The 25,437-nt window shown below is 59.8% G+C and carries 21 protein-coding genes; 2 read left to right on the top strand and 19 right to left on the bottom strand.

Features of this window, described 5'->3' with window-relative positions; all coding sequences use genetic code 11:
• Window positions 1-21: 21 nt before the first annotated feature.
• The 13 genes from purF to leuC all read right to left on the bottom strand — a co-directional run bounded on the left by purF (window position 22) and on the right by leuC (window position 15,472).
• Window positions 22-1,530, bottom strand: coding sequence for an amidophosphoribosyltransferase (gene purF, locus HCI85_RS13625; RefSeq protein ID WP_090252254.1), 1,509 nt, complete (start codon window positions 1,528-1,530; stop codon window positions 22-24).
• A gap of 45 nt (window positions 1,531-1,575) precedes the next feature.
• The gene (locus tag HCI85_RS13630; RefSeq protein WP_160087864.1) at window positions 1,576-2,130 is read right to left on the bottom strand and encodes a CvpA family protein; all 555 of its coding nucleotides are present in this window, start codon (window positions 2,128-2,130) and stop codon (window positions 1,576-1,578) included.
• A 148-nt stretch (window positions 2,131-2,278) separates the two neighbouring features.
• Window positions 2,279-2,887: an SPOR domain-containing protein gene (locus tag HCI85_RS13635; protein ID WP_167145228.1), complete on the bottom strand. Its 609-nt coding sequence runs from the start codon at window positions 2,885-2,887 to the stop codon at window positions 2,279-2,281.
• The gene (gene folC / locus HCI85_RS13640) at window positions 2,871-4,178 is read right to left on the bottom strand and encodes a bifunctional tetrahydrofolate synthase/dihydrofolate synthase (RefSeq protein WP_167145230.1); all 1,308 of its coding nucleotides are present in this window, start codon (window positions 4,176-4,178) and stop codon (window positions 2,871-2,873) included. Before folC ends, HCI85_RS13635 begins: the two co-directional genes overlap by 17 nt.
• Complete coding sequence (gene accD / locus HCI85_RS13645; protein WP_167145232.1) at window positions 4,175-5,059, bottom strand: acetyl-CoA carboxylase, carboxyltransferase subunit beta; 885 nt, start codon at window positions 5,057-5,059, stop codon at window positions 4,175-4,177. The genes folC and accD overlap by 4 nt, the downstream gene beginning before the upstream one ends.
• Window positions 5,060-5,274: 215 nt before the next feature.
• A complete protein-coding gene (locus HCI85_RS13650; protein WP_167145234.1) occupies window positions 5,275-5,895 on the bottom strand; it encodes a phosphoribosylanthranilate isomerase in 621 nt (206 codons plus the stop codon).
• Between the two features lie 51 nt (window positions 5,896-5,946).
• Window positions 5,947-6,813, bottom strand: a complete 867-nt coding sequence (gene truA / locus HCI85_RS13655; protein ID WP_167145236.1) for a tRNA pseudouridine(38-40) synthase TruA — start codon at window positions 6,811-6,813, stop codon at window positions 5,947-5,949.
• A 3-nt stretch (window positions 6,814-6,816) separates the two neighbouring features.
• The gene (locus HCI85_RS13660) at window positions 6,817-9,633 is read right to left on the bottom strand and encodes a FimV family protein (protein WP_167145238.1); all 2,817 of its coding nucleotides are present in this window, start codon (window positions 9,631-9,633) and stop codon (window positions 6,817-6,819) included.
• A gap of 154 nt (window positions 9,634-9,787) precedes the next feature.
• Window positions 9,788-10,798 (bottom strand): aspartate-semialdehyde dehydrogenase, encoded by a 1,011-nt coding sequence (locus HCI85_RS13665; RefSeq protein ID WP_167145240.1) that lies wholly within the window; start codon window positions 10,796-10,798, stop codon window positions 9,788-9,790.
• 144 nt (window positions 10,799-10,942) lie between these two features.
• Entirely contained in the window at window positions 10,943-12,055 is a 1,113-nt protein-coding gene (gene asd, locus HCI85_RS13670) for an aspartate-semialdehyde dehydrogenase (protein WP_069521323.1), read from the bottom strand.
• Between the two features lie 198 nt (window positions 12,056-12,253).
• Window positions 12,254-13,336: a 3-isopropylmalate dehydrogenase gene (leuB, locus tag HCI85_RS13675; RefSeq protein ID WP_167145242.1), complete on the bottom strand. Its 1,083-nt coding sequence runs from the start codon at window positions 13,334-13,336 to the stop codon at window positions 12,254-12,256.
• A 50-nt stretch (window positions 13,337-13,386) separates the two neighbouring features.
• Window positions 13,387-14,034: a 3-isopropylmalate dehydratase small subunit gene (leuD, locus tag HCI85_RS13680; protein WP_160087874.1), complete on the bottom strand. Its 648-nt coding sequence runs from the start codon at window positions 14,032-14,034 to the stop codon at window positions 13,387-13,389.
• Window positions 14,035-14,044: 10 nt separating this feature from the next.
• Complete coding sequence (gene leuC / locus HCI85_RS13685) at window positions 14,045-15,472, bottom strand: 3-isopropylmalate dehydratase large subunit (protein WP_160087875.1); 1,428 nt, start codon at window positions 15,470-15,472, stop codon at window positions 14,045-14,047.
• A gap of 195 nt (window positions 15,473-15,667) precedes the next feature.
• Here leuC and HCI85_RS13690 point away from each other — a divergent pair, with 195 nt between their 5' ends.
• Window positions 15,668-16,561 carry a LysR family transcriptional regulator gene (locus HCI85_RS13690; RefSeq protein WP_167145244.1) on the top strand — a complete coding sequence of 298 codons (894 nt, stop codon included), beginning with the start codon at window positions 15,668-15,670 and terminating at the stop codon, window positions 16,559-16,561.
• A gap of 103 nt (window positions 16,562-16,664) precedes the next feature.
• Window positions 16,665-19,964 (top strand): bifunctional diguanylate cyclase/phosphodiesterase, encoded by a 3,300-nt coding sequence (locus tag HCI85_RS13695; RefSeq protein ID WP_167145246.1) that lies wholly within the window; start codon window positions 16,665-16,667, stop codon window positions 19,962-19,964.
• A gap of 48 nt (window positions 19,965-20,012) precedes the next feature.
• On the opposite strand, the gene HCI85_RS13700 is transcribed toward HCI85_RS13695, so the two are convergent.
• The 6 genes from HCI85_RS13700 to HCI85_RS13725 form a co-directional block, all read right to left on the bottom strand.
• A complete protein-coding gene (locus tag HCI85_RS13700; protein ID WP_090252221.1) occupies window positions 20,013-20,459 on the bottom strand; it encodes an Hsp20 family protein in 447 nt (148 codons plus the stop codon).
• A gap of 144 nt (window positions 20,460-20,603) precedes the next feature.
• Window positions 20,604-21,584, bottom strand: coding sequence for a tRNA dihydrouridine synthase (locus HCI85_RS13705; protein WP_167145248.1), 981 nt, complete (start codon window positions 21,582-21,584; stop codon window positions 20,604-20,606).
• A gap of 115 nt (window positions 21,585-21,699) precedes the next feature.
• Window positions 21,700-22,149 (bottom strand): acyl-CoA thioesterase, encoded by a 450-nt coding sequence (locus tag HCI85_RS13710; protein WP_090252215.1) that lies wholly within the window; start codon window positions 22,147-22,149, stop codon window positions 21,700-21,702.
• Entirely contained in the window at window positions 22,146-22,796 is a 651-nt protein-coding gene (locus HCI85_RS13715; RefSeq protein ID WP_090252212.1) for a bifunctional 4-hydroxy-2-oxoglutarate aldolase/2-dehydro-3-deoxy-phosphogluconate aldolase, read from the bottom strand. Before HCI85_RS13715 ends, HCI85_RS13710 begins: the two co-directional genes overlap by 4 nt.
• A 35-nt stretch (window positions 22,797-22,831) precedes the next feature.
• On the bottom strand, window positions 22,832-24,640 hold the full coding sequence (gene edd / locus HCI85_RS13720; RefSeq protein ID WP_206677996.1) for a phosphogluconate dehydratase: 1,809 nt from the start codon (window positions 24,638-24,640) through the stop codon (window positions 22,832-22,834).
• Between the two features lie 102 nt (window positions 24,641-24,742).
• Window positions 24,743-25,423, bottom strand: a complete 681-nt coding sequence (locus HCI85_RS13725; protein ID WP_167145252.1) for a 6-phosphogluconolactonase — start codon at window positions 25,421-25,423, stop codon at window positions 24,743-24,745.
• Window positions 25,424-25,437 lie beyond the last annotated feature (14 nt).

Raw genomic sequence — 25,437 nt, forward strand, 5'->3', positions numbered from 1 at the left:
CGCAGCAGGCCGGACTGCAACCTAGTTGTTGTACAGGTCGATAATCGCGCTGACGGCCTGGGACTTGACCTTGGAGGCATCGTTGCGCGCCTGCTCGATCTTATCCAGGTAGGCCGCGTCGACATCGCCGGTCACGTACTTGCCGTCAAACACCGCGCAGTCGAAGTTGTCGATCTTGATCTTCTTGCTGCCACTGACCGCTTCGATCAGATCCGGCAGATCTTGATAGATCAGCCAGTCGGCGCCGATCAGCTCGCAGACTTCCTCGGTGGTGCGGCCGTGCGCGATCAACTCATGGGCGCTGGGCATGTCGATGCCGTACACGTTCGGATAACGCACCGCTGGTGCGGCCGAGCAGAAGTACACGTTCTTCGCCCCTGCTTCGCGGGCCATCTGGATAATCTGCTTACAGGTGGTGCCGCGCACGATGGAGTCATCCACCAGCATCACGTTCTTGCCGCGGAACTCCAGTTCGATGGCGTTGAGCTTCTGCCGTACGGATTTCTTACGGGCAGCCTGGCCCGGCATGATAAAGGTACGACCGATATAACGGTTCTTGACGAAGCCTTCGCGGAACTTCACGCCGAGATGGTTAGCCAGTTCCAGTGCTGCGGTACGGCTGGTATCCGGAATCGGAATGACCACGTCAATATCATGCTGCGGACGTTCACGGAGGATCTTGTCGGCGAGCTTCTCGCCCATGCGCAGGCGCGCCTTGTACACCGAGATGCCATCCATGATCGAGTCCGGACGCGCCAGATAGACGTGCTCAAAGATGCACGGCGCGTATTTGGGATTCGCCGCGCACTGACGGGTAAACAGCTTGCCTTCTTCGGTGATGTACACCGCTTCGCCCGGCGCGAGGTCGCGAATCAGGGTGAAGCCGAGCACGTCGAGCGACACACTTTCCGAGGCGATCATGTATTCCACGCCTTCGTCGGTATGACGCTGACCGAAGACGATCGGGCGAATACCGTTGGGGTCGCGGAAGCCGACGATGCCATAACCGGTGATCATCGCGACTACCGCGTAACCGCCCAGGCAGCGCTCGTGCACGTCTGTGACAGCGGCGAACACGTCTTCTTCGGTGGGCTGCAGCTTGCCGCGCTGGGCCAGCTCGTGAGCGAACACGTTGAGCAGCACTTCCGAATCGGAGTTGGTGTTGACGTGGCGCAGGTCGGACTCGTAGATCTCCTTGGCCAGCTGCTCGACGTTGGTCAAGTTGCCGTTGTGCGCCAGGGTGATGCCGTACGGCGAGTTGACGTAGAACGGCTGCGCTTCAGCGGAGCTGGAGCTGCCCGCAGTCGGGTAGCGCACGTGGCCGATGCCCATGTGGCCTACCAGGCGCTGCATGTGACGCTGTTGGAACACATCACGCACCAGGCCGTTGTCCTTGCGCAGGAACAGGCGGCCATCATGGCTGGTGACAATACCGGCAGCATCCTGGCCGCGGTGCTGGAGGACGGTGAGCCCGTCATACAGCGCCTGATTGACGTTCGATTTACCGACGATACCGACAATGCCGCACATGTGACGCAACCCCTACTCAATGAAACACGATGATTCGCAATGCACTTACGGCAGTTTAGGCTGCTGCAGTGCCTCTTTGAACGGTAACTCCACCGGCGCCGTAACGCCGCTGGCCAGCCACTCACTGGACAGACCCAGAATCAGGTTTTTCGACCAATCAGCAACCATCAGAAAATGCGGTACAAGTGCTGATTCCTGCCACCAGCTGTCTTGCTCCACCGGTGCCAGGCTGATCAAACCGACCAGCACCACGACCAGCAGGCCTCCGCGCGCCGCGCCGAAAACCATGCCGAGAAAACGATCTGTCCCTGACAGTCCGGTCACCCGGATCAATTCACCAATCAGGTAATTGACCAGGGCACCCACCAACAAGGTGACCACAAATAGAATCGCGCAACCTGCAATGACGCGCGCCGAGGGCGTTTCGATAAAATCCACCAGGTGCTGCGACAGCGCGCCGCCGAACATCCAGGCGACCACGCCAGCAATGATCCAGGTAAGCAATGACAGGGCTTCCTTGACGAAGCCTCGGCTCAGACTGATCAGACTTGAAACGGCGACAACGGCGATAATCGCCCAATCGACCCAGGTGAATGCCACGATGCAGGTTACCGACAAGAAAGGCGCTGCATTTTAGCAGAGCACCTGTGCGGGGCGTAAGCAAAGGATTCGCCAACCGCTGAAATGCCCGGCCCGCCTAGTGGCGGGCCAAACAGTTCGGCTTGACGAAGAACGCCAAGCCGCTTACTCAGCTGGCTTCGGGCTGAAAACGCACCACAAAACCATTGAGCTTGTGCTGACGATTGAGCTGATCACGCAGGCGATCCGCCTCGGCACGCTCGATCAGCGGCCCAACAAATACCCGGTTCATGCCATCGACGCTGCGGATATAGGCGTTGTAGCCCTGGCTGCGCAGGGTTTTCTGTAGTTTCTGCGCGCCATCACTGCTGGACAGGCTCGCCAACTGCACCGACCAACTGATCGGCAGACTGTTGGCATCCAGCTTACTCGGCGCAGGTGAAGGCGCAGCCACTACAGGTTCAGGCTCAGCTGCTGGTGTCACTGGAGTTACGGGCGCAGCAGGCTGTTCAGCCACTACAGGTTCGCCGGACTCCATACTCTGTTCAGCATCAGCACCAATCGGCTCATCGGGCAATAGCTGCGGCTCAGGCACGACCACAGGCTGTAATTCAACTTCGGGAGCCTGGAGAGCCGCCGGCATTTCAGGCGCGTCTACCTGCACCCGCTGCGACTCATCCTCACGCGACAACAGCATTGGCAGGAAAATAACTGCCAGCGCCAGCAATACCAGCGCACCGACCATGCGCTGCTTCAATCCCTTATCCAGCAAAGCCATCCTGCACGCCCCCATTGGCTTGGCGGGCCAGCCAATCCAGGGCCTCGGCCACGCAGTAGAAAGATCCAAACAGCAGCACTTCATCCCCATCCGAAGCCTGCTCACACTGAGCTTCAAGCGCTGCCTGCACACTGGTGTAAGCAGCCACTTGCGCACCGCTGTTATGCAGATGCGCCTGCAGCTCGCTGGCTGCACGCGTGCGACTGGTCGGCAAAGCCGCCACCGCCCAACTGTCCACTTCGCTTAACAACGGCGCCACTACACCGGGCAGGTCCTTGTCAGCCAGCAAACCAAACACGGCCAGGCGCTGACCTGCTAGCGAACGGCTGGCCAAACGCTGAGCGAGATACTCGGCAGCATGGGGATTATGCCCAACATCGAGCAGCAGTGTGAGTGACTTACCCTGCCAATTGAGGCTTCTGCGATCTAGACGCCCGGTCACCCGGGTCTGCTGCAACGCCTGACTGATTACCTCAGGCTGCCAGGGCAGCTGCATCACTGCATACGCCTGCAGAGCTAGGGCAGCGTTTTCCATGGGCAGGTCGAGCAGCGGCAAGTGGGCCAGCTTCAGCACTTCGCCTTGATGATTGAGGCCGTACCAGGACCAATCCTGCGCATTCAGACTCAGGTCATAGTCACGGCCACGCAGAAAGAATGGAGTATCGAGCAGTGCCACTTGATCAAGCAGCGGCTGCGGCGGCTCAAGATCGCCACACAGAGCAGGTTTTCCAGCACGGAAAATACCAGCCTTCTCAAAAGCCACCGACTCACGGGTATCACCCAGCCAGTCGGCGTGGTCGATGCCGATGCTGGTAACCAGAGCGATATCGGCGTCCAGTAGATTCACTGCGTCCAGGCGCCCGCCTAGTCCAACTTCCAGCACCAGCGCATCCAAACCAGCTTGCTGGAATAACCAGAAGGCGGCCAGGGTGCCCATTTCGAAATAGGTCAGTGAGGTGTCACCACGCGCGGCCTCGACCACAGCGAAGGCCTCACAGAGCATGGCGTCAGTGGCTTCGACGCCAGCGATCTGTACTCGCTCGTTGTAACGCAACAGGTGCGGTGAGCTGTAGACACCGACTTTGAGGCCCTGCGCTTGCAGCAGCGAGGCAATAAACGCACAGGTCGAACCCTTGCCATTGGTTCCAGTGACGGTAACCACATGCGGAGCCAGCTTGGACAAGCCAAGACGCTGCAAAACGATCCGCGAGCGCTCCAGCCCCATATCAATGGCGCTGGGGTGCAGCTGCTCCAGATAGCTCAGCCAATCGGCAAGGGAGCGCTCGGTCATGCAGTCGCCGGCAGTGCTACAGGCGACGGTAGACCCGTCAGCTGAGCCAGCAAACGCGCGAGACGCGGACGCAGTTCAGCGCGGTGAATGATCATATCTATGGCGCCGTGCTCCAACAGGAATTCACTGCGTTGGAAGCCTTCCGGCAGCTTCTCGCGCACGGTCTGCTCAATAACCCGCGGGCCAGCAAAGCCAATCAGAGCGCGGGGCTCGGCAACAATCACATCACCGAGCATGGCCAGACTGGCCGACACGCCGCCGTACACGGGGTCAGTCAGCACGGAAATAAATGGAATACCTTCCTCACGCAGGCGCGCCAGCACGGCCGAAGTCTTGGCCATCTGCATCAGCGAGATCAGCGCTTCCTGCATGCGTGCACCGCCGGATGCGGAGAAGCACACTAGTGGGCAACGCTGCTCCAAAGCGGCATTGGCGGCGCGGACAAAGCGCTCACCCACAATGGCGCCCATCGAACCACCCATAAAGGAAAATTCGAACGCGCAAGTCACAATCGGCATACCTTCCAGGGTGCCGCGAATCGACACCAGGGCATCTTTCTCGCCGGTCTGCTTTTGCGCGCCAGCAAGGCGATCCTTGTACTTCTTGCTGTCGCGAAACTTCAGGCGATCAACCGGCTCAAGATCGGCGCCCAGCTCTTCACGTCCTTCAGCATCTAAGAAGATATCCAGGCGCGTGCGGGCATCGATACGCATGTGGTGATTGCACTTGGGGCAAACATCCAAGGTCTTTTCGAGCTCGGGCTTGTACAGCACCGAATCGCAGGACGGGCACTTGTGCCACAGGCCTTCGGGCACCGAACTCTTTTTGACCTCGGAACGCATGATCGATGGGATCAGTTTGTCTACCAACCAGTTGCTCATGCTCTTGACTCTCCAAAGCTGTTAACCGGGCGGGCTGCGCTAAATGCGACCAAGCCTAACCGGGAAAATTCATGGGTACAGTCGTTTCAGGGGCCGGTGAAGCTATCCGCAGTACACACCCGCCACCTCAAACGCCCGCCTGCAGCGTTTATCAAACCTGCAACAGGGGTATGGACGGCCAAGCCAGCAGCGTCGTCACATCAACCCTGCGCACCTTAAGCAGTCTTTACCGCCTGCATAAAAGCGCGAATCTTCTCAGCATCCTTGATGCCCTTGGTCTTTTCGACTCCACCACTGACATCCACGGCATAGGGGCGAACCTGAGCGATGGCCTGGGCAACATTCTCAGCCGTCAGGCCGCCCGCCAGAATAACCGGCTTGCTCAAGCCTTGAGGCACCAGCGACCAATCGAAGGCCTCCCCCGTCCCCCCAGGAATGCCTGGCACATAGGTGTCCAGCAGGACACCACTGGCATTCTTGAACAGCGCCACCTGCGCAGCAATGTCATCGCCCGGCTTGACCCGTAACGCCTTGATATAGGGGCGATGGTAGCCATCACAGTCTTCAGGGTTCTCGTCGCCATGGAACTGCAGCAAATCCAGCGGCACTGCATCGAGAATCTCACCCAGCTCACAGCGACTGGCATCGACAAACAGGCCCACCGTGGTCACAAAAGGTGGCAAAGCAGTAATGATCGAGCGCGCTTGCTGCAGCGTGACCGCGCGCGGGCTCTTGGCATAGAACACCAGGCCAATTGCATCAGCGCCAGCCTCGACAGCCGACAATGCGTCCTCTATGCGGGTAATGCCACAAATCTTGCTGCGAACGGCTGACAACAGGATGACCTCGATAAATTCAGTGGAAGCCGGATGCTAGCAAATAGCCTTTCAGGCGTCAGCCGCCACATCAGGCAAGCCGGAAAGAAAGTGCGGCCCCAAGTAGCGCTTGGGCAAGTCGAACTCCTCGGGGTAATCAACCTGCACCAAATACAAACCATAAGGGTGCGCAGTCACTCCACCGGTACGTCGCACACGGGTTTCCAGCACTTCCTGCGCCCACTCCACCGGCCGCTCGCCCGCGCCAATGGTCATTAGCACCCCGGCGATATTGCGCACCATATGATGCAGAAAGGCATTGGCGCGGATATCCAGCACGATAAACCGTCCGTGCTGCAATAACTCGAGGTGATGCACCGTTTTGATCGGCGACTTGGCCTGACATTGCCGCGCGCGGAACGCACTGAAATCATGGGTACCGATAAAACACTGCGCGGCTTGGCGCATGCGCTCGATATCAAGCGGCCGATGATTCCACGTGACCTCTTCAGCCATATGCGCCGGGCGAATCTGGTCGTTATAGATCACATAACGGTAACGCCGCGCCTGGGCACAGAAACGCGCATCAAAGTGCGCCGGCATCGATTTCGCCCACGTCACGCTGATATCACCGGGCAGATTCATGTTCGCGCCCATGACCCAGGCATGCATAGAACGATCGACCGGCGTATTGAAATGCACCACCTGGGCACTGGCATGCACCAGAGCATCGGTACGCCCGGCACAACTCAGGGTTACGGGAACGCCGCCAGCGACTTTCGCCAAGGCTTTTTCCAGCGATTCCTGAATTGAAGGCACACCTGCACGCTGACGCTGAAAACCGCGATAGCGCGAACCTTTGTACTCGACACCCAGGGCTATCTTGAAAACGCCAACGGCAGCCGATTCGGCTGCCGTTGTAGTAAGACCATCAGACATGTATCAAACCAATTTAGCGATCAGCTCACGCGCTTCACTTTGCTGACCTTCGTTACCTTCGGTGATGACTTCATCGAGGATATCGCGAGCACCTTCGGTATCACCCATATCGATGTAGGCACGCGCCAAATCGAGCTTGGTTGCTGTCTCGTCGGTACCCGAGAGGAAGTCGAAGTCATCGTCATTATCCATGCCAGACGAAGCAGTGCTTGCCGGCATACCCAGATCCGCTGGCTGATCCAAGTCATCAGACAACAGGTCCAGCTCAGCGCTAACTTCATCCAACTGAGCAGCGAAACTGTCGCTTGATGGCTGCGCAGGCGCCTCATCATTCAGCGACAGGTCGAAATCAGCCGACAAGTCGAAATCACCACCCGCTTGCTCACTCGGCAGATCAAAACCTGGCTCAGCTACGACCGGCGCTGCACTTAGCTCATTATCCAGACTCAGCAGGAAGTCATCTTCGGCAGCTGCCGCAGGCTTGGCCGGAGTATCCAGATCCAGACTGAAATCAGCAAGATCACCGCTCAGATCCAGACCAGTATCGCCGCTATCAGCCAGGCTCAGGTCAAAACCCAGGTCGTCGTCTTTGTTATCGGCTTGCTCAACCGGCGAGCTGAAGTCCAGATCGTCATCAAGTGACAAGCTATCCAGATCGTCCAGCGAAGCCGTGTTACCGGCTGCCTGAAGATCACGATCCAGCTCAGACTCGAGATCATCCAGGCTCAGATCGAATGCATCGTCTTGATCGCCAGCAGCGGCTTTCGGGCTAGGCTCGTCCAGAGCAAGATCGTCCAGACTGAAGCTATCTAAATTCTCTTCTGCAGCTGCGGCGGCGACAAAGCCAGCACCGGCTGCAACTGCCATGGCCGGATAGCGCGCCTTGATCTGATCAAGCTCTGCAGCACTACCACCAATCTCGCGCAGCTCGCTGTCCTGACGGGCGAAACCATTACGGTCACCCATCTCGGCATAGACTTCCATCAATTTCAAACGCAGATCACTGCGCTGAGGTTCATCATTGATGGCACTTTGTAGTAGTTCAGCAGCCTGAGGGAAGCGACCGTAGGCAATGTAGATATCAGCCTCGCCCAACGCATCGCCAGTTTGCGCAGTCACGCGTTCTTCGCTCGGCAGATCGGTTTGCTGACCATCCAACTCATCAGCCATGCCAGCAAAGCTGTCATCCTGAAGGTCCAGACCAGCATCCAGATCAGACGGGGCGTCATCAGCTGCCAAGCTTTCCTGCAGCTCGGCTTCTTTCAGTGCATTGCGGCGCGACAGCATCATCAGCGCCACCAGCAGTATCAGCAGTGCACCACCACCTGCAGCGCCCAGCAAAATCGGGTTAGCCAACAAATCATCAAGGGTACTGCTTTCAGCTTGCGGCTCAGCCACTACCGGTGCTTCAGCAACAGGGGTGACCGGAGCTGGCTCAGGAGCAGCAATCGGCGCGGGCTCTACCGCAACAGGCGCTGCGGTCTCCGGCTGGGTAGCGGGCTCTTCGCTGTAGTTAAAATCCGTTTCAGGTGTAGCAGCCGGCACTATGGGAGTAGCAGCAGCTGGATCCTGTGGCGCGGCCTCTGGCGCAGGCTCAACCGGAGTAGCCGGGGTTTCAGCTACCGGTGCTACGGGGGCGGCAGGTGCAACAGCTGGGGCTTGGCCTTGAGCAGCAAGATCAGCCTGCAGCTTGGCCATTTGGTCGTCTTTCAACTGAATCAGACGCTGTAGCTTGTCGAGCTGGCTCTGCAGGTCTGTCATGCGGCCTTTCAGCTCATCATTTTCACGACGACTGGAATCCAGGCTTTCCTGGGTCACGGCTAATTTGTCAGTCAGCGCTTTGCTGTCAGCTGCGCCCTTGTCGCTGCCAGTAGTGGCTTTACCGCTGTCAGCAGCAACCAGTTTCAGGCTATCGCCAGTTTCAACCTTGGCTGGAGTCGCGGCGGCGCTGGTGCGTTTGGTGGCATCCAACTGGCGAGCGCTGGCGGCAACACTGCGACCTTCACGCCAGGCTGCATTCTGCTCGGTAACCTGAGCGAGAGCTTCGCCCTGGGCACGGCTCTTGACTTGTTGCTCATCGGGTAGACGCAGCACCTGACCACTTTTAAGGCGGTTGATGTTGCCGCCGATAAAGGCATCTGGATTCAAGTCCTGAATCGCCAACATGGCCTGATGCACGCTGCCACCAGCACGCGCTCGCTGGGCAATTTCCCAGAGGGTGTCGTTGGCGGTGGTTTTGTATTCATTGCCTTCCAGCGGTTTGGCAGCAGGTGCAGCCGGAGCCGCAGGCGCTACTGGCTTAAGTGCAGCTGGGGCCGGACGCTGAGCAGGAGCAGGAGCAGGAGCTTGCACACGTGGCGCAGGCGCTGGTGCAGCTACAGGCATTTGCGCTGCAGCAGGAATGACGCTCTGCGGGGTATACAGCGGCGGATCCAGCAACACGGTGTATTCACGCAACAAGCGGCCATTCGGCCAGAGCACTTCAACCAGGAAGTTCAGGTAAGGCTCACGCATGGGTTTGCTGGAGGTCACCCGAATGACGCTTTTGCCATTGGGCTTGAGCACCGGGGTGAATTTCAGGTCAGTCAGGAAGAACTGACGATCAACGCCGGCTTTAGTGAATGCTTCCGGGGACGCTAGGGTCGGTATAACTTCGTTGGAAGCCAGGTCACGCACTTCCAGCAACTCAATCTCAGCCACTAACGGCTGATTGAGCGCCGATTGCAGGGTCACCTCACCCAGCCCCAGCGCGTGCGCCATACCGGATGACAGCGCCGAAGCAGCTGCGATTGCCAGCACCAGTTTGCGAACCCGAACCATAGCGTTATCCCTTGTTTTATCTTTTTTTCTCGACCAGCGAGAGGATGTTGATAATTGCTGCCTACCACGCCCGAAGACGCAACCCCATCCAGCAATTAACTCAGCCAGTATTGCCAAGCTCGAAAGATTCTTCAAATTTCTTGGTAAGTATCTTTTACAGATAGTGTTTTATCAACAACTCGGCTAATTGCACAGCGTTTAGCGCTGCGCCTTTTCTCACGTTATCAGACGTAATCCACAAATTGAGTTCGGCTGGATCGGCCAAACCGGCGCGCACTCGGCCAACATAGACCACATCCTGGCCGACGGCGTCGCCGACCGCGGTCGGATAATCATCCATTTGCACCAATTCCAGAGCCGGCGCGGCGTCCAGAGCGGCGTATACATGCGTCAGGTCGATGGCCGACTCGGTCTGCACTGAAACACTCAGGCTGTCGCCAAAGAACACCGGAACCTGAATACAGGTCACCGCAACCTGCAAATCGGGCAAGGCCAGCAACTCCTTAAGCTCGCCGGCAATCTGCTGCTCCAGCGCCGAGTGCCCCGAACTGTCAGTCTGTTCGACCTGCGCCAGTAGATTAAACGCCATTTGCCGATCAAACAGCTTCGGCTCGAGCGCCCGCCCGTTGAGCAGCTCGGCAGTCTGCCGCGCCAATTCGGACACCCCATCCCGCCCGCGACTGGAAACCGCCAGGCAGGCCGTCACGGTCACCCGCTGAATGCGCACTTGCCCAGGCAAAGCAGCCAGCACCGCGGCCAGTGCAATACCCGGGGCACTTGGGCTGGTCAACAGATAAGGCGCCGTCAAGCTCGCTAAGACGGCAGGATTGACCTCGGGGATCACTCGTGGCGCCTGCGCGGCTGGCAAACCGCTGGCCAGATCAATCACTGCGCAGCCAGCCGCAGCAGCTTGCGCGGCATACTTCTGCGTCACCTTGCTGCCAGCAGCGAAGAACACCAGCCGCACACTGGCAAAATCAAAGGTTTCCAGATCACGTACGCGCAGGTTCTTGCCCTTGTAGGACAAGGAACGCCCGGCTGACTCACCGCTGGCTACCAGATGCAGATTGGCCACCGGGAACTCACGTTCCTCTAGCAGCTGCACCAGGGTTTCGCCAACGCTGCCGGTGGCGCCAATGACGGCAATATCGAAGGAAAGAGTCATGACAAGGCTCGAAGAAATAAGCCCAGCACTGTATAGACGCACCCGCCAAATGCAAAGGAGCGGACTATTGAGCACTCGATTTGACTCGAACGCCCAACAGCCCGCCCCTCTTAGCCAGCCTGTTTAGTAGTCAGCGCCGCGCGATTAACGCTCCAGCAGGATGCGCAGCATGCGTCGCAGCGGCTCGGCCGCGCCCCACAGCAGCTGGTCACCGACGGTGAACGCGCCGAGGTACTGCGAGCCCATGTTGAGCTTGCGCAGACGGCCGACAGGTACGCTCAGTGTACCGGTCACAGCAGTCGGACCCAGCTCGCGGATGCTCGCTTCACGCTGGTTCGGCACCAATTTGACCCAAGGGTTGTGCTGGCTGATCAGGCCTTCGATGTCCGACAGCGGCACATCCTTGTTCAGCTTGATGGTCAGCGCCTGGCTGTGGCAACGCATGGCACCGATGCGCACACACAGGCCGTCGACCGGGATCGGGTTCTTGAAGCGACCGAGGATCTTGTTGGTTTCTGCCTGGCCCTTCCACTCTTCACGGCTCTGACCATTCGGCAGTTCCTTGTCGATGTAGGGGATCAAGCTGCCGGCCAGCGGCACACCAAAGTTATCGACCGGGAAGGATTCGCCGCGCATGGCTTCGGCCACTTTACGGTCGATATCCAGAATGGCGCTGGCCGGGTCGGCCAGTTCATCGGCTACCGAGGCGTTAATCGCGCCCATCTGCTTGATCAGCTCACGCATGTTCTGCGCACCAGCACCGCTGGCCGCCTGATAAGTCATGGCGCTCATCCACTCGACCAGGCCAGCCTCATACAGGCCGCCCAGCGCCATCAGCATCAGGCTGACGGTGCAGTTGCCGCCGATGTAGTTCTTGGTACCGGCATCCAGCTGCTGATCAATCACCTTGCGGTTGACCGGATCGAGCACGATGACCGAGCTGTCATCCATGCGCAGCGACGAGGCGGCGTCGATCCAGTAGCCCTGCCAGCCGGCTTCGCGCAGCTTCGGGAAGACTTCACTGGTGTAGTCGCCACCTTGGCAGGTGAGAATCACGTCCAGGCTTTTCAGCTCGTCAATGCTGTAGGCGTCCTTCAAGGGCGCCGTTTCCTTGCCAATAGCAGGGCCTTGGCCGCCGACATTGGAGGTGGTGAAGAACACGGGCTCGATCAAGTCGAAATCCTGCTCTTCCAGCATGCGTTGCATCAGCACGGAACCGACCATGCCGCGCCAACCGATCAGACCTACACGTTTCATAACCACTACACCTATATAAGCTGACCGTCGGAGATCTCCGACGGGCCAGGAAGATTACCAGGCTGTTGAAAAACCACCTACGTTGCCATCACTGCGTTAAAAGCCGGCTCAAAATGCTCATTTACAGCTCGTAAACTCCGCTTTCTCGCCTGTTTTTGCCTTGCGCTGGCTGCCTCGCCAACGTTTTTCAACGGCCTGTTACAGACTAAGCAGCGCTTCGACTACCGCATCACCCATTGCCGCCGTGCCGACCTTGGTCGTACCGGCACTATGGATATCGCCGGTACGCAGGCCCTGATCCAGCACCTTGCTTACAGCCAGTTCGATGGCATCGGCTGCAACCGTCTGATTGAAGCTGTAACGCAGCATCATCGACACCGAGAGGATGGTCGCCAACGGGTTGGCAATGCCCTGCCCGGCGATATCCGGCGCGCTGCCGTGGCACGGTTCGTACATGCCCTTGTTGTTGGCGTCCAGCGACGCCGACGGCAGCATGCCGATGGAGCCAGTGAGCATGGAGGCTTCATCCGAAAGAATGTCGCCGAACATGTTGTCGGTGACCATCACGTCGAACTGCTTCGGTGCGCGCACCAGCTGCATGGCGGCGTTATCGACGTACATGTGGCCGAGCTCGACGTCCGGGTAGTCCTTGGCCACTTCAATGACCACGGCACGCCAGAGTTGGCTGGAAGCCAGCACGTTAGCCTTGTCCACCGAGCAAAGCTTCTTGCCACGCACGCGGGCCATGTCGAAGCCGACGCGGGCGATACGGCGGATTTCACTCTCGCTGTACGGCAGGGTGTCGTAGGCCATGCGCTCGCCGTTTTCCAGTACTTTGCTTTCACGCGGCTGACCGAAATAGATACCGCCGGTCAGCTCACGCACGATGAGGATATCCAGACCAGCGACGATTTCGCGCTTGAGACTGGAGGCATCGGCCAGTTGCGGGTAGAGAATCGCCGGACGCAGGTTGCCGAACAGCCCCAGCTGCGAGCGAATTTTCAGCAGGCCGCGTTCTGGACGGATCGCCGGATCAATGGCGTCCCACTTCGGGCCGCCTACGGCGCCGAGCAGAATGGCATCGGCAGCCTTGGCGCGGGCCAGGGTTTCGTCGGCCAGTGGCACGCCGTACCGGTCGATGGCCGCCCCACCTAGGTCATCGAAGCTCAGCTCGAAACCCAGGTTGTACTTATCGTTGGCCAGGTTCAGCACCTTGACCGCTTCGGCCATGATTTCCGGGCCAATACCGTCACCGGGGAGAATCAGAATCTGCTTGGACATGCTTTTCTCAACTCATTAATCGGCGAGTGATGGATGCACTCGCCCGCTGATTATTTGATTGCGCCGAACAGCCAGGGGCTGCGCTGCTGATAAGTGGTTTCAAAGGTCTTGATGGCGTCACTGTCCTGCAGGGTCAGGCCGATATCGTCCAGGCCATTGAGCAGGCAATGCTTGCGGAAGGCATCGACCTCGAAGCTGTACTGCACGCCATCCGGACGGGTCACGGTTTGCGCGGCCAGGTCGACGGTCAGCTGGTAGCCGACAGTGGCTTCCGCCTGCTGGAACAGCGCATCGACCTCGTCCTCTTTGAGGATGATCGGCAGCAGGCCGTTCTTGAAGCTGTTGTTAAAGAAGATATCGGCAAAGCTCGGCGCGATGATTGTGCGGAAGCCGTATTCTTCAAGCGCCCAAGGGGCGTGTTCACGGGATGAACCGCAACCGAAGTTCTCCCGAGCCAGCAGCACGCTGGCACCCTGGTAACGCGCGAAGTTCAGTACGAACTCCTGATTCACCGGGCGCTTGGAGTTGTCCTGATTCGGCTGACCGACATCGTGGTAGCGCCACTCATCGAACAGGTTCGGGCCGAAGCCGGTACGCTTGATCGACTTCAAGAACTGCTTGGGGATGATCTGGTCGGTGTCGACGTTGGCGCGATCAAGCGGTGCAACCAGGCCGGTGTGTTGGGTAAAGGCTTTCATCGTCAGCTCCTTAGGCCTGGATCAATTCGCGCACATCAATAAAACGACCAGTCACCGCCGCCGCAGCAGCCATCGCCGGGCTGACCAGGTGAGTACGCCCACCGGCACCCTGACGGCCTTCGAAGTTACGGTTAGAGGTGGATGCGCAATGCTCGCCACTGCCGAGTTTGTCCGGGTTCATCGCCAGGCACATGGAGCAGCCAGGCTCGCGCCATTCAAAACCGGCTTCAATAAAGATGTGGTGTAACCCTTCCTGTTCCGCCTGGGCTTTGACCAAGCCGGAGCCCGGCACCACCATCGCCTGCTTGATGGTGCTGGCGACCTTGCGGCCCTTGGCCACTTCAGCAGCGGCGCGCAGGTCTTCGATGCGCGAGTTGGTGCAGGAGCCGATAAATACGCGATCCAGCTGGATATCGGTGATCGCTTGATTGGCCTGCAAGCCCATGTATTTCAGGGCGCGGATGATCGAATCCTTCTTCACCGGGTCGCTTTCGGCAGCCGGATCCGGCACGTTCTGGTCAACCGCCAAGACCATTTCCGGCGAAGTGCCCCAGCTGACTTGCGGCTTGATGTCTTCGGCGCGCAGCTCAACCACGGTGTCGAAATGCGCATCGGCGTCGGACACCAGGTCCTGCCACTGCGCCACAGCGGCGGCCCAATCGGCGCCTTTCGGGGCAAACGGACGACCTTCGACATAGGCAATGGTTTTTTCATCCACCGCCACCAGGCCCACGCGGGCACCGGCTTCGATGGACATGTTGCAGATGGTCATGCGCCCTTCCAGCGACAAGTCGCGGATTGCGCTGCCAGCAAACTCCAACGCATGGCCGTTACCGCCGGCGGTGCCGATTTTGCCGATCACGGCCAGCACGATGTCTTTGGCGGTCACGCCGAACGGCAGCTTGCCTTCGACCAGCACCTGCATGTTCTTCATCTTCTTGGCCACCAGGCACTGGGTGGCGAGCACATGCTCGACCTCAGAGGTGCCGATGCCATGTGCCAGCGCGCCGAATGCGCCGTGGGTGGAGGTGTGCGAGTCGCCGCAGACCACGGTCATGCCCGGCAAGGTCGCGCCCTGCTCTGGGCCAACTACGTGAACGATGCCCTGGCGAATATCGTTCATCTTGAATTCGAGGATGCCGAAGTCATCGCAGTTCTCATCCAGGGTTTGCACCTGAATCCGCGACACTTCATCGGCGATGGCTTCCAGGCCACCCTGACGCTCGGCCTTGGTGGTCGGCACGTTGTGGTCCGGGGTGGCGATGTTGGCGTCGATGCGCCACGGTTTACGGCTGGCCAGACGCAAGCCCTCAAATGCCTGGGGCGAGGTCACTTCGTGGAGGATATGCCGATCAATGTAGATCAGCGACGAACCATCGTCGCGGCGCTTCACTTCATGCATTTCCCAGAGCTTGTCGTACAGCGTTTTGCCGGCCATCCGCTATCCCTCATCAACCTGTTTCTATGCCTGGGCAAATAGCCCTTTGGCTTATGGGGTAATCCTATGGGCTTGAGTTAAATTACTCAAATTCATATTTTTCATTCAAAGCATTCCCCAGTGGAATACAAGTGCGATTAAGTTGCGCACACTGCACGTCACATGTCGCACGTCGCCCATCCCAGGAGCAGCACTATGGACCTCGCCACCCTCAATGCCTTTATTGCCATCGCCGAGCTGGGCAGCTTCTCCGAGGCGGCGGAACGCTTGCACCTGACTCAACCAGCCGTAAGCAAACGCATCGCCAGCCTGGAACAACAACTGAGTGTGCGCCTGTTCGATCGCCTGGGCCGCGAGGTCAGCCTGACCGAGGCCGGCCGCGCCCTGCTGCCACGGGCTTATCAGATTCTCAATGTGCTCGATGATACGCGCCGCGCGCTGACCAATCTGAATGGCGAGATAAGCGGCCGCCTAACCCTGGCCACCAGCCACCATATCGGCCTGCACCGCCTGCCGCCGCTGTTGCGCGCCTTTACCCGGGCGCATCCGCAGGTGGCACTGGATATCCAGTTTCTCGACTCCGAGGTGGCCTATGAAGAAGTCCTGCATGGCCGCGCCGAGCTGGCGGTGATCACCCTGGCTCCGGAAACCCGTGAGCCGGTGCATGCCGTGGCCGTGTGGGACGATCCGCTGGATTTCGTCGCTGCCCCCGAGCATCCACTGGCACGTAGCAAGGCGATCAGCCTGGCCGATGTGGCACACCACCCGGCGGTATTTCCCGGCGGCAACACCTTTACCCACCATATCGTGCGGCGCCTGTTCGAGGCCCAGGGGCTGACGCCGAATATCGCCATGAGCACCAACTACCTGGAAACCATCAAGATGATGGTTTCCATCGGCCTGGCCTGGAGCGTGCTGCCGCGCACCATGCTCGACGAACAGGTCGCGCGCCTGCCCTTGCCGGGCATTCAACTGATCCGTCAGCTGGGCTATATCAGCCACACTGAGCGCACCCTTTCCAACGCCGCGCGGGCCTTTATGAACCTGCTGGATGCTCAGCGTGATGGCCTTGCAATGGCCAGCGACTAGGGGCTAACGTGGGCTTATAACGATAAGAAAGGTTTCTGCATGACTCAGCCCCGTAGCTCAGCCAGCGACCAGGAAACCCACGCATACAAAGGAAGAGTTGGTCGTGGCTAAATCCAGTGATCGCCGTCCGCCACTGCCGTTTATCCCGGCACTGGATCCTGCCGAATTCGAAAGCGCCTGGAACGATGCCCCGCGCCTGTTGCGCGCCCTTAACGGCGCCAAACTGGGCACTTGGTACTGGGACATCGAAAGCGGTCGGGTCAGCTGGTCACGCGGAGCACAGGCGCTGTTCGGCCTCGACCCCAAGCAACCGCTGAAAAAACGCATCGACTATATCGAGCTGATTCCCGAGGAAGACCGCCCAGATGTGCTGCGCCTCTTCGAGCAGTTGCTTGCCGGCAACCCCAGCAACCGTGCCTTCCGCCACCGTATTCGCTGGCCGGACGGCAGCTTGCACTGGCTGGAGATCAGCGGCAGCCTGCAACTGGACGCCGATGGCAAGCAGCGTGTCATTGGTGTCATCCGCGACATCAGCAACCAGCAAGCACGCGAACAGGCACTGCGCAGCAGCGAGGAAAAGTTCGCCCAGGCCTTCAATTACAGCCCGGACGCGGTGGTTATCACGGAGAAATCCAGCGGCCGCTTTATCGAAATCAACGCAGGTTTCGAACGTCAATTCGGCTGGACCAGCGAACAGACCCTAGGCCGCACCTCGCTAGAAATGGGCATCTGGGCCTGCCTCAAAGATCGCCAACGGATGATGGATGCGGTCAAAAGCAACACTCTCAACGGCCTGGAAGTACCGCTCTACCACCGCGATGGCAGTATTCGCCGGAACCTGCTGTTTGGCGGCGAAATTATCCTGGATGGCATTCCATGCCTGGTTCTGTCGCTGCGTGACATTACCCAGCAACGCCAGCAGGAGCGCGATCTTCATGACAGCCAGGAGCGCCTGAATCTGGCCCTGGATTCGGCCGACCTCGGCACGTGGGACTGGCACATCCCCAGCAATATGCTGTTTGGCTCCGCGCGCGCCTCAAAACTACACGGTTTGGCAGATGAGCCCTTCCATGATGATTTTCGCAAGTTCTTCAGCTGCGTCCCATTGGAAGATCGTCACGCAATGCGCAAGCACTTCAATAACTTGGCGCAGGGACTCACCGAGGATTACCAGGTTACCTACCGCGCGGTATACGGCAACAAGGAGGTGCATTACCTGGAAAGCACCGCCAAGCTCTACCGCGACGCCGACGGCAAACCTGAACGCATGGCCGGCATCCTCATCGATATCAGCGAGCGTGTGCGCCGCGAACAACGCCTGGCCGCTTCTGAAGCCAAATTCGCCAACCTGTTCCAAGCCAGCCCCGACCCCGTCGCCCTGACCACCCTGCCGGACGGCGTGGCTATGGAAATCAACTCAAGCTTCAGCCAGGCCTTCGGCTGGCAGCCCGAGGAAATTATCGGCCGGCGCATGACCGAGCTGAACTTCTGGGCCAACCTCGACGTGCGAACCGCGCTGTACGACAAGCTCGAACGCGATAAGAGCCTGCATAACGAAGTGGCGGATTACCTCGATAAACAAGGGCGCGTGATCACCTGCGTGGTGTCCACCAGACCCCTGCTGCTGAATAACCAACCCTGCATCCTCACCACCTTCCGTGACATCAGCGAACGGCAGAAAGCCCAGGCCGAGCTGCAGGCCAGCCAGGAAAAGTTCGCCCTGGCGTTCCACTCAAGCCCCGACGCCATCACCATTACCGAACGCGACAGCGGCCGCTATATCGAAGTCAACGAAGGTTTCGGTCGCCTAACCGGCTACAACATTGACGAGGTGATCGGGCGCAGCGCCATGGAGCTCAATGTCTGGGCAGACCTGGCTGAGCGTGACGCGATGATCCAGCGGCTGCAGCGCGACGGTCATGTCTACCACATGGAAATGCACGGCAAGCACCGCGACGGCACGATCAAGCTGGTTGAGGTGTCGGTTGAACCCATCGAGCTAAACAACACGCCCTGCCTGCTGCTCACCGCCCGAGATATCAGCGAGCTCAAGGAAGCCCAGGCTCAGGTGCAGCACCTGGCTTACCACGACTCGCTGACCAACCTGCCCAACCGTGCACTGCTGCTTGATCGCCTGACCCAGCAAATCGCCCTGCTCAAACGCCACGAACTGCGTGGCGCCCTGCTATTTATTGATTTGGACCACTTCAAACACATCAACGACTCACTCGGCCATCCCGTCGGCGATGCGGTGCTCAAGCTGGTGACGGCGCGCTTGGAATCCAGCGTACGTCAGGAAGACACGGTGGCACGCCTGGGTGGCGACGAGTTTGTCGTGCTGATTTCCGGCCTGGAAGGCAAGCGTTCAAAGGTCGTGCAACAGGTCCGCGCCCTGGCGGAAAAACTGCGCCACTTACTCGCCGAACCCATGCTGCTCGACGGCCACCAACTGCAAGTCACGCCCAGCATTGGCATCGCCCTGGTGCCTGACCACGGCGATACACCATCCGATGTGCTCAAGCGTGCGGATATCGCCCTGTACAGGGCCAAAGATTCGGGCCGCAACTGCATCCAACTGTTTCGCAACACCATGCAGAAGGCTGCCAGCGAGCGCCTGCGCCTGGAAAACGACCTGCGCCTGGCGCTCGCCCGGGGTGAATTCGAGTTGTACTTTCAGCCTCAGGTGGATGCACGGAACAACCAGATTATCGGGGCCGAAGCCCTCTTGCGCTGGATGCACCCAACCCTCGGGCCGCAGTCGCCGGCGCTGTTTATCCATGTGCTCGAAGAAAGCGGGCTGATTCTTGAAGTCGGCGCATGGGTGCTTGCCGAAGCCTGCCACGCCTGCGCCCGCCTGATTGAGCAGGGCATGGTCAACGCCGCGCAGTTCAGCCTGTGCGTCAACATCAGCCCTCGACAGTTCCGTCAGCATGACTTTGTTGACCGAGTAGAAAGCAGCCTGACCAACAGCCACCTGCCGCCGCAGATGCTCAAACTGGAAATCACCGAAGGCATCGTGATCCAGAACATCGACGACACCATCGCCAAGATGAACCGCCTTAAGCGCCTCGGCGTGACCTTCGCCATGGACGATTTTGGCACCGGCTACAGCTCGCTGACCTACCTCAAGCGCCTGCCGGTGGATGTGCTGAAGATTGATCAGTCGTTCGTGCGCGACGCCACCCTGGATGCCAACGATGCCGAGATTATCCGCGCAATCGTCGCCATGGCCCGCAGCCTGGGCTTGGGCATGATTGCAGAAGGGGTTGAACAGGTCGATCAGTTGGAGTTTCTCCAGCAACAGGGCTGTCACCACTATCAGGGCTACCTGTTCAGCCGGCCTGTGCCACTGCAGCAGTTCCGCCAGTTGCTGCACGACAACCGCATACCGGCGCCCCTGTAAAACAACAAGGGCACCCGCAGGTGCCCTTGTTGTTAACCGCAACGCTGCTTAGCTCTGCAGCACAGTGCGACCAGCACCAATTGGAATTCGCTTGGCTTTTGCCTCTTCCGGCACGATACGCACCAGGTCGATATTCAGCAGGCCGTTGACCAGGCTGGCAGCCTTGACCTCGATATGGTCGGCCAAGCGGAACGACAGCTTGAAGGCGCGCTGAGCGATGCCCTGGTACAGGTATGTGACGTTCTCGGCGCTGGTATCGCGCTTGCCACCGCTAACGGTCAACACGCCGCGCTCGACCTGCAGCTCCAAATCGTCTTCTTGGAAGCCCGCAGCCGCAACCACGATGCGGTATTGATCGTCGGCATACTTCTCGACGTTATAGGGTGGATAGCTGCTACCTGCCTCGTTGCGCATGGCCGACTCGAACAGATCATTAAACCGGTCGAAGCCAACGGACTGACGGAACAGCGGTGTCATGGAAAATGCAGTGCTCATAAAAATCTCCTGAGGTTCAGCGAGTGAATAAGCGCAGGACCCGACTTCGGCATCCCACACCACTGAACATGTGGTGACTCAGAAAAATTTCAAGTGCAGCATGTTATGCACAGCGCCAGAACGGCAGTAAGGGCTGGCAGATCGTTAGGCACTGGCCTGCTCGACAGGCTCTACCTCGGCAAACTGGATACCGAGCAAGCCATCAATGCGCAGACAGTCGTTTTCGCGGCGCAGCAGATTGAACAGCTCGGTGGCTTCGGGGTAGCTGCGTGTCAGCATAGCCAACCACTGTTTGAGCCGACCCGGTGCGTAGCGTGGTGACATTTTGCGCCGCGCCTGCAGCCAGAAATCCGCAAGCAGCGGCTGCAACTCAGCCCAACTCATGGCAACCACGTCCTGCCCTGCCCTGGCAGCGGCAATCTGCCGGGCCAAGTCAGGACGCGCCACCAGGCCACGACCGAGCATGATGTCCTCAACCCCACTGACCTCACGGCAACGCCGCCAGTCATCCAGTGTCCAGATCTCGCCATTGGCAAATACCGGCACCTTGACCACGTCCTGTACCCGGGCCACCCACTCCCAATGTGCCGGCGGCTTGTAGCCTTCAACCTTGGTTCGCGCGTGCACCACGATCTGCGCCGCGCCGCCCTCGGCCAGCGCCTCGGCACACTCCAGGGCATAGTCCTTGTGATCAAAACCCAGGCGCATTTTCGCCGTGACCGGAATCGCGGCTGGCACCGCACGACGCACTTCACGGACGATGGCATGCAGCAACTCGGGCTCTTTGAGCAATACCGCGCCGCCACGGGACTTATTCACCGTCTTGGCCGGGCAGCCGAAGTTGAGGTCGATCACAGGCGCGCCGAGGGTGCAGGCAAACGCCGCGTTGTCGGCCAGGCAGGCTGGATCGGAGCCGAGGAACTGTACGCGCAGCGGCGTGCCGGCGGCCGTTTGCGCGCCGCTGAACAATTCCGGTGCGAGCTTCTCATAGGTGCTGACGGGCAAGACCCGCTCGGTCACCCGGATAAATTCCGTCACGCACCAATCGATGCCACCCACCTGAGTGAGCACATCGCGAAGGATTTCGTCGACCAACCCCTCCATCGGGGCCAGGGCGATTTGCATAGGCAGTCTCTTGAAGATGCTGTGCCGCGCGTTAGCTAAAGGCCGCAGCTAGAAAAACGCCGCGTAGTGTACGCGGCGTGATGGTGAAACGCTCAGGCATTAGCCCAACGGCGCGTCACAGCTCCATGGGAAATGGGGGTTGCAAGGCCGCGCCATAACCCTCAACAAACTCTGGAGGCATACGCTTGGGCTTACCGCTGGACAGCTCGATGCAGACAAAAGTGGTTTTCGCGCGCAACAGGGTCATGCCATCTTCCGGGCGAATCAGCTGGAAGCGTCGGTCCATCTTCAGGCGCTGGTCGGACTCGACGATCCAGGTAGCCATCTGCAGCTGCTGGTCTTCGTAGGCGCTGGCCAGGTAGTCGATCTCATGGCGCAGCACGGCCATGGCGCGGTCGAGGCGGCGGTACTCAGCCAGGTCCAGCCCCAAAAACTGCGAATGGCGCCAGGCGCAGCGCTCCAACCAGCTGACGTAGACCGCATTATTGGCATGGCCAAGGCCGTCGATGTCCTCGGCCGTGACCTGAATATCAATGACAAAGGGGTTGCTCAGCTCCCAGCTCATGCCGACTGCTCCAGGCTACCGGCCAAGGCGCGCGCCTCGGCTGCCAGCTGGGTGATCTGATCCCAGGCACGTGCGCGCACCAGGTTACTTGGCGCGATCCAGGTGCCGCCGACACAAGCCACGTTGGGCAAGCGCAGGAAGCCCAACAGGTTATCCGGGGTTACCCCGCCGGTTGGGCAGAAGCGAATACCAGTAAACGGGCCTTTAAAGCTCTTGAGCATCTTGATGCTGGTGGCGCCATCGGCCGGAAACAGCTTGAGCGAGCGGTAGCCGTATTCCAGCGCCAGCAGCACCTCGGACGGCGTCATCACACCCGGCAGATACGGCAGGCCGGAATCCTCTGCGGCCGCAGCCAGACGTTCAGTGCAGCCAGGGCTGACGGCAAACTGCGCACCGGCATCGCGGGCTTCGAGAAACTGCTCGGCGTGGATCACTGTGCCGGCGCCAATCAACAGATCCGGCAGTTCCTTGCGCATCGCCGCCAGGGCATCCAATGCCCGCGGCGTGCGCAAGGTCACTTCCAGCACGCGGATGCCACCGGCGTGCAGCGCACGGGCCAGGTCCACCGCCAGGCTGATGTCTTCAATCACCAGCACCGGCAACACCGGGCGGGCCTGCTGCAGCACCACATCCATCGTCAGGCTCATGCCTTGTTCCCCGCTCTCAAATTCAATTGTCGCGTTCAGTCTTCAAACAGGCTGCTGGCGCCCTGCTCAGCCGACCCGACCAGGCGGCGCTGGGCAGCAAACATTTCCAGACCATAACCCAATTCCAGCTCGGTACTGGCAGATGCCAATGGCCGCGCGGCCAATTGCTGCTCACTCAGTTCCACCTGCAGCAGACCATTTTGCGCATCCAGTACCAACCAATCACCGTCCTGCAACCGCGCCAAGGGACCACCGGCCGCCGCCTCCGGGGTGACGTGCAAGGCGGTGGAAACCTGCCCCGAAGCACCAGACATCCGCCCATCGGTCACCAGGGCCACCCGCTGGCCGGCTTGCTGCAAATTGGCCAACAACGGCATCAGCTTGTGCAGCTCAGGCATGCCATTAGCTTGTGGGCCTTGGAAGCGCACCACCAGCACCAGGTCACCTTGCAGCTCGCCGGCGCTGTAGGCCGCCTGCACAGCTGCTTCCGAATCGAAGATGCGCGCCTGGGCGTGGATGTGCCAGAACGCCGGATCCACCGCTGAGGTTTTCAGGATGGCGCGCCCCAGGTTGCCTGCCAGCAGCACCAGCCCGCCCTCCTCAGCAAAAGGCTCAGCCACATGCCGGACAATATCCGGCGCCGGGCTCTGTGCCGGCAGGTCACGCCAGGCCAGACGTTCGCCCTCCAGCCAGGGCTCGCGGGTGTAGGCACGTAAACCATGTCCGGCGGCGGTGGCTACATCGTCATACATCAAGCCGGCGCCAAGCAGTTCACGCAGCAGCCAGGCCGGTCCACCGGCGGCCTGAAACTGATTCACGTCCGCCGCGCCATTCGGATAAACCCGCGCCAGCAGCGGCACCACCTTGGATAACGCGGCGAAATCATCCCAGCTCAGTTCATAGCCCGCTGCTCGAGCGATGGCCGGCAGGTGCAAGGTGTGATTGGTTGAGCCGCCGCTGGCAAGCAAAGCCACCACCGCATTGATCAGCGCCCGCGCATCAATCTGCTGACCGACCGGCAGATAGCGCTCGCCCTGGCGGCTGTTATGCGCCACAAGGCGTGCGGCCTCATCGGTCATGGCATCGCGCAGCGGTGTATAGGGGTGAATAAAGGCGCTGCCCGGCACGTGCAGGCCCATGGCTTCCATCAGCAACTGATTGGTATTGGCCGTGCCATAGAAGGTGCAGGTGCCGGCCTGGTGGTAGGCAGCCAACTCGGCAGCCAGCAGCTCATCACGACTGGCTTCGCCACGAGCATAACGCTGGCGGACCGCGGCTTTTTCCTTGTTCGGCAGCCCCGATTGCATGGGCCCGGCCGGCACGAATACGGCCGGCAGATGACCGAAATGCAGCGCGCCAATTAGCAGACCGGGGACGATCTTGTCGCACACTCCCAAATACAGCGCGCCATCGAAAATACCGTGGGTCAACCCGATGCCGGCAGCCTGGGCAATCAGGTCGCGGGAGAACAGCGACAGTTGCATGCCGCCTTCGCCCTGGGTAATGCCATCGCACATGGCCGGTACCCCAGCCGCGAACTGCGAGGTCGCGCCGGCCTTGGCCAGCGCCACTTTCAAACGTTCGGGATAGTCCCTGAGCGGCGCATGGGCCGAGAGGAGATCGTTGTAGCTGGAAATGATCGCGACATGCGGCGAGCCGCCCTGTTTCATGATCAGCCGCGCATCATCGGGTTGCGCCGCCAGGGCATGAGCCAGGTTGGAGCAGCCCAGGGCCTGATGTGCGGTGCGCGCGGCAGCCTGGGTCAAGCGCTGTAAATAGCGCTCGCGGCGTTTGGCCGAGCGTTTTTCCAGTGCGGCGGTCACCTGCTCAACAACCGGATGCAACATGACTATTCCCTTTCTCGATGAGGTATAGGCTTGCAGTGTAACGGCTTAGCCACTGCTCTAACGCGGCAGCGCCTATATGCAGCAGACCTCAACATGCTCTCAGGGTGCCCAGTAGATATTTACCGGCAACGGACTGCGCTGCAGCCAAGCATACAGCGGTAACTCGCGAGCCGAAGGTTGATCCGCCAGCACGGCATCAATCAGCTTGCGCTTGCGCTCGCCGAACGCCAGCAAGCCGAGCCACTGGCCACGCTGCAGCATCGCCAGGTTCAGCGACAACCGCTCGCGTGGCTCTTGCGGGGCCAGGGCTGGCAAGGCTGCGGGTTGAGCTTGCGGATCCAGCGCAGCAGCCAGGCCGGGCATACCGGGAAACAGCGAGGCGACATGCGCGTCTTCACCCATGCCCAGCAACACTGCACTAAACGACGGCCACTGCGCCAACTGCTCGCCCCAGCTCAATGCCGATTGTTCAAGCGTTGCGCCTTGGCGTGGGTCAAGGCAATTAGCCTGCGGCAGACCCTGATGCAACAACTGCCAATTACTTTCGGCCGCCTGCGATGGCACCCAGCGCTCATCACTGGGACTGAGGTCAATCCGCTCGCTGTCCAACTGCTGCGCCAAGAGGGGCAATAAGGCCTGCGGGCTACTGCCGCCGGGCAGGATCAGACCGGCGCGAGGCAGCTGCCCCAGTGTGGCCCGAATCTGCGTTGACAGATCAGCAGCCAGCGCATGCAGACAAGCGTCGCGCTGAGCATAGCAATGCAACAAATTTTGGCTCATAAGCGACCCCGGAG

Origin of the sequence: Pseudomonas sp. OTU750018 (genome assembly GCF_011636575.1) — a bacterium.
Classification (GTDB): Bacteria; Pseudomonadota; Gammaproteobacteria; order Pseudomonadales; family Pseudomonadaceae; genus Aquipseudomonas; species Aquipseudomonas peli.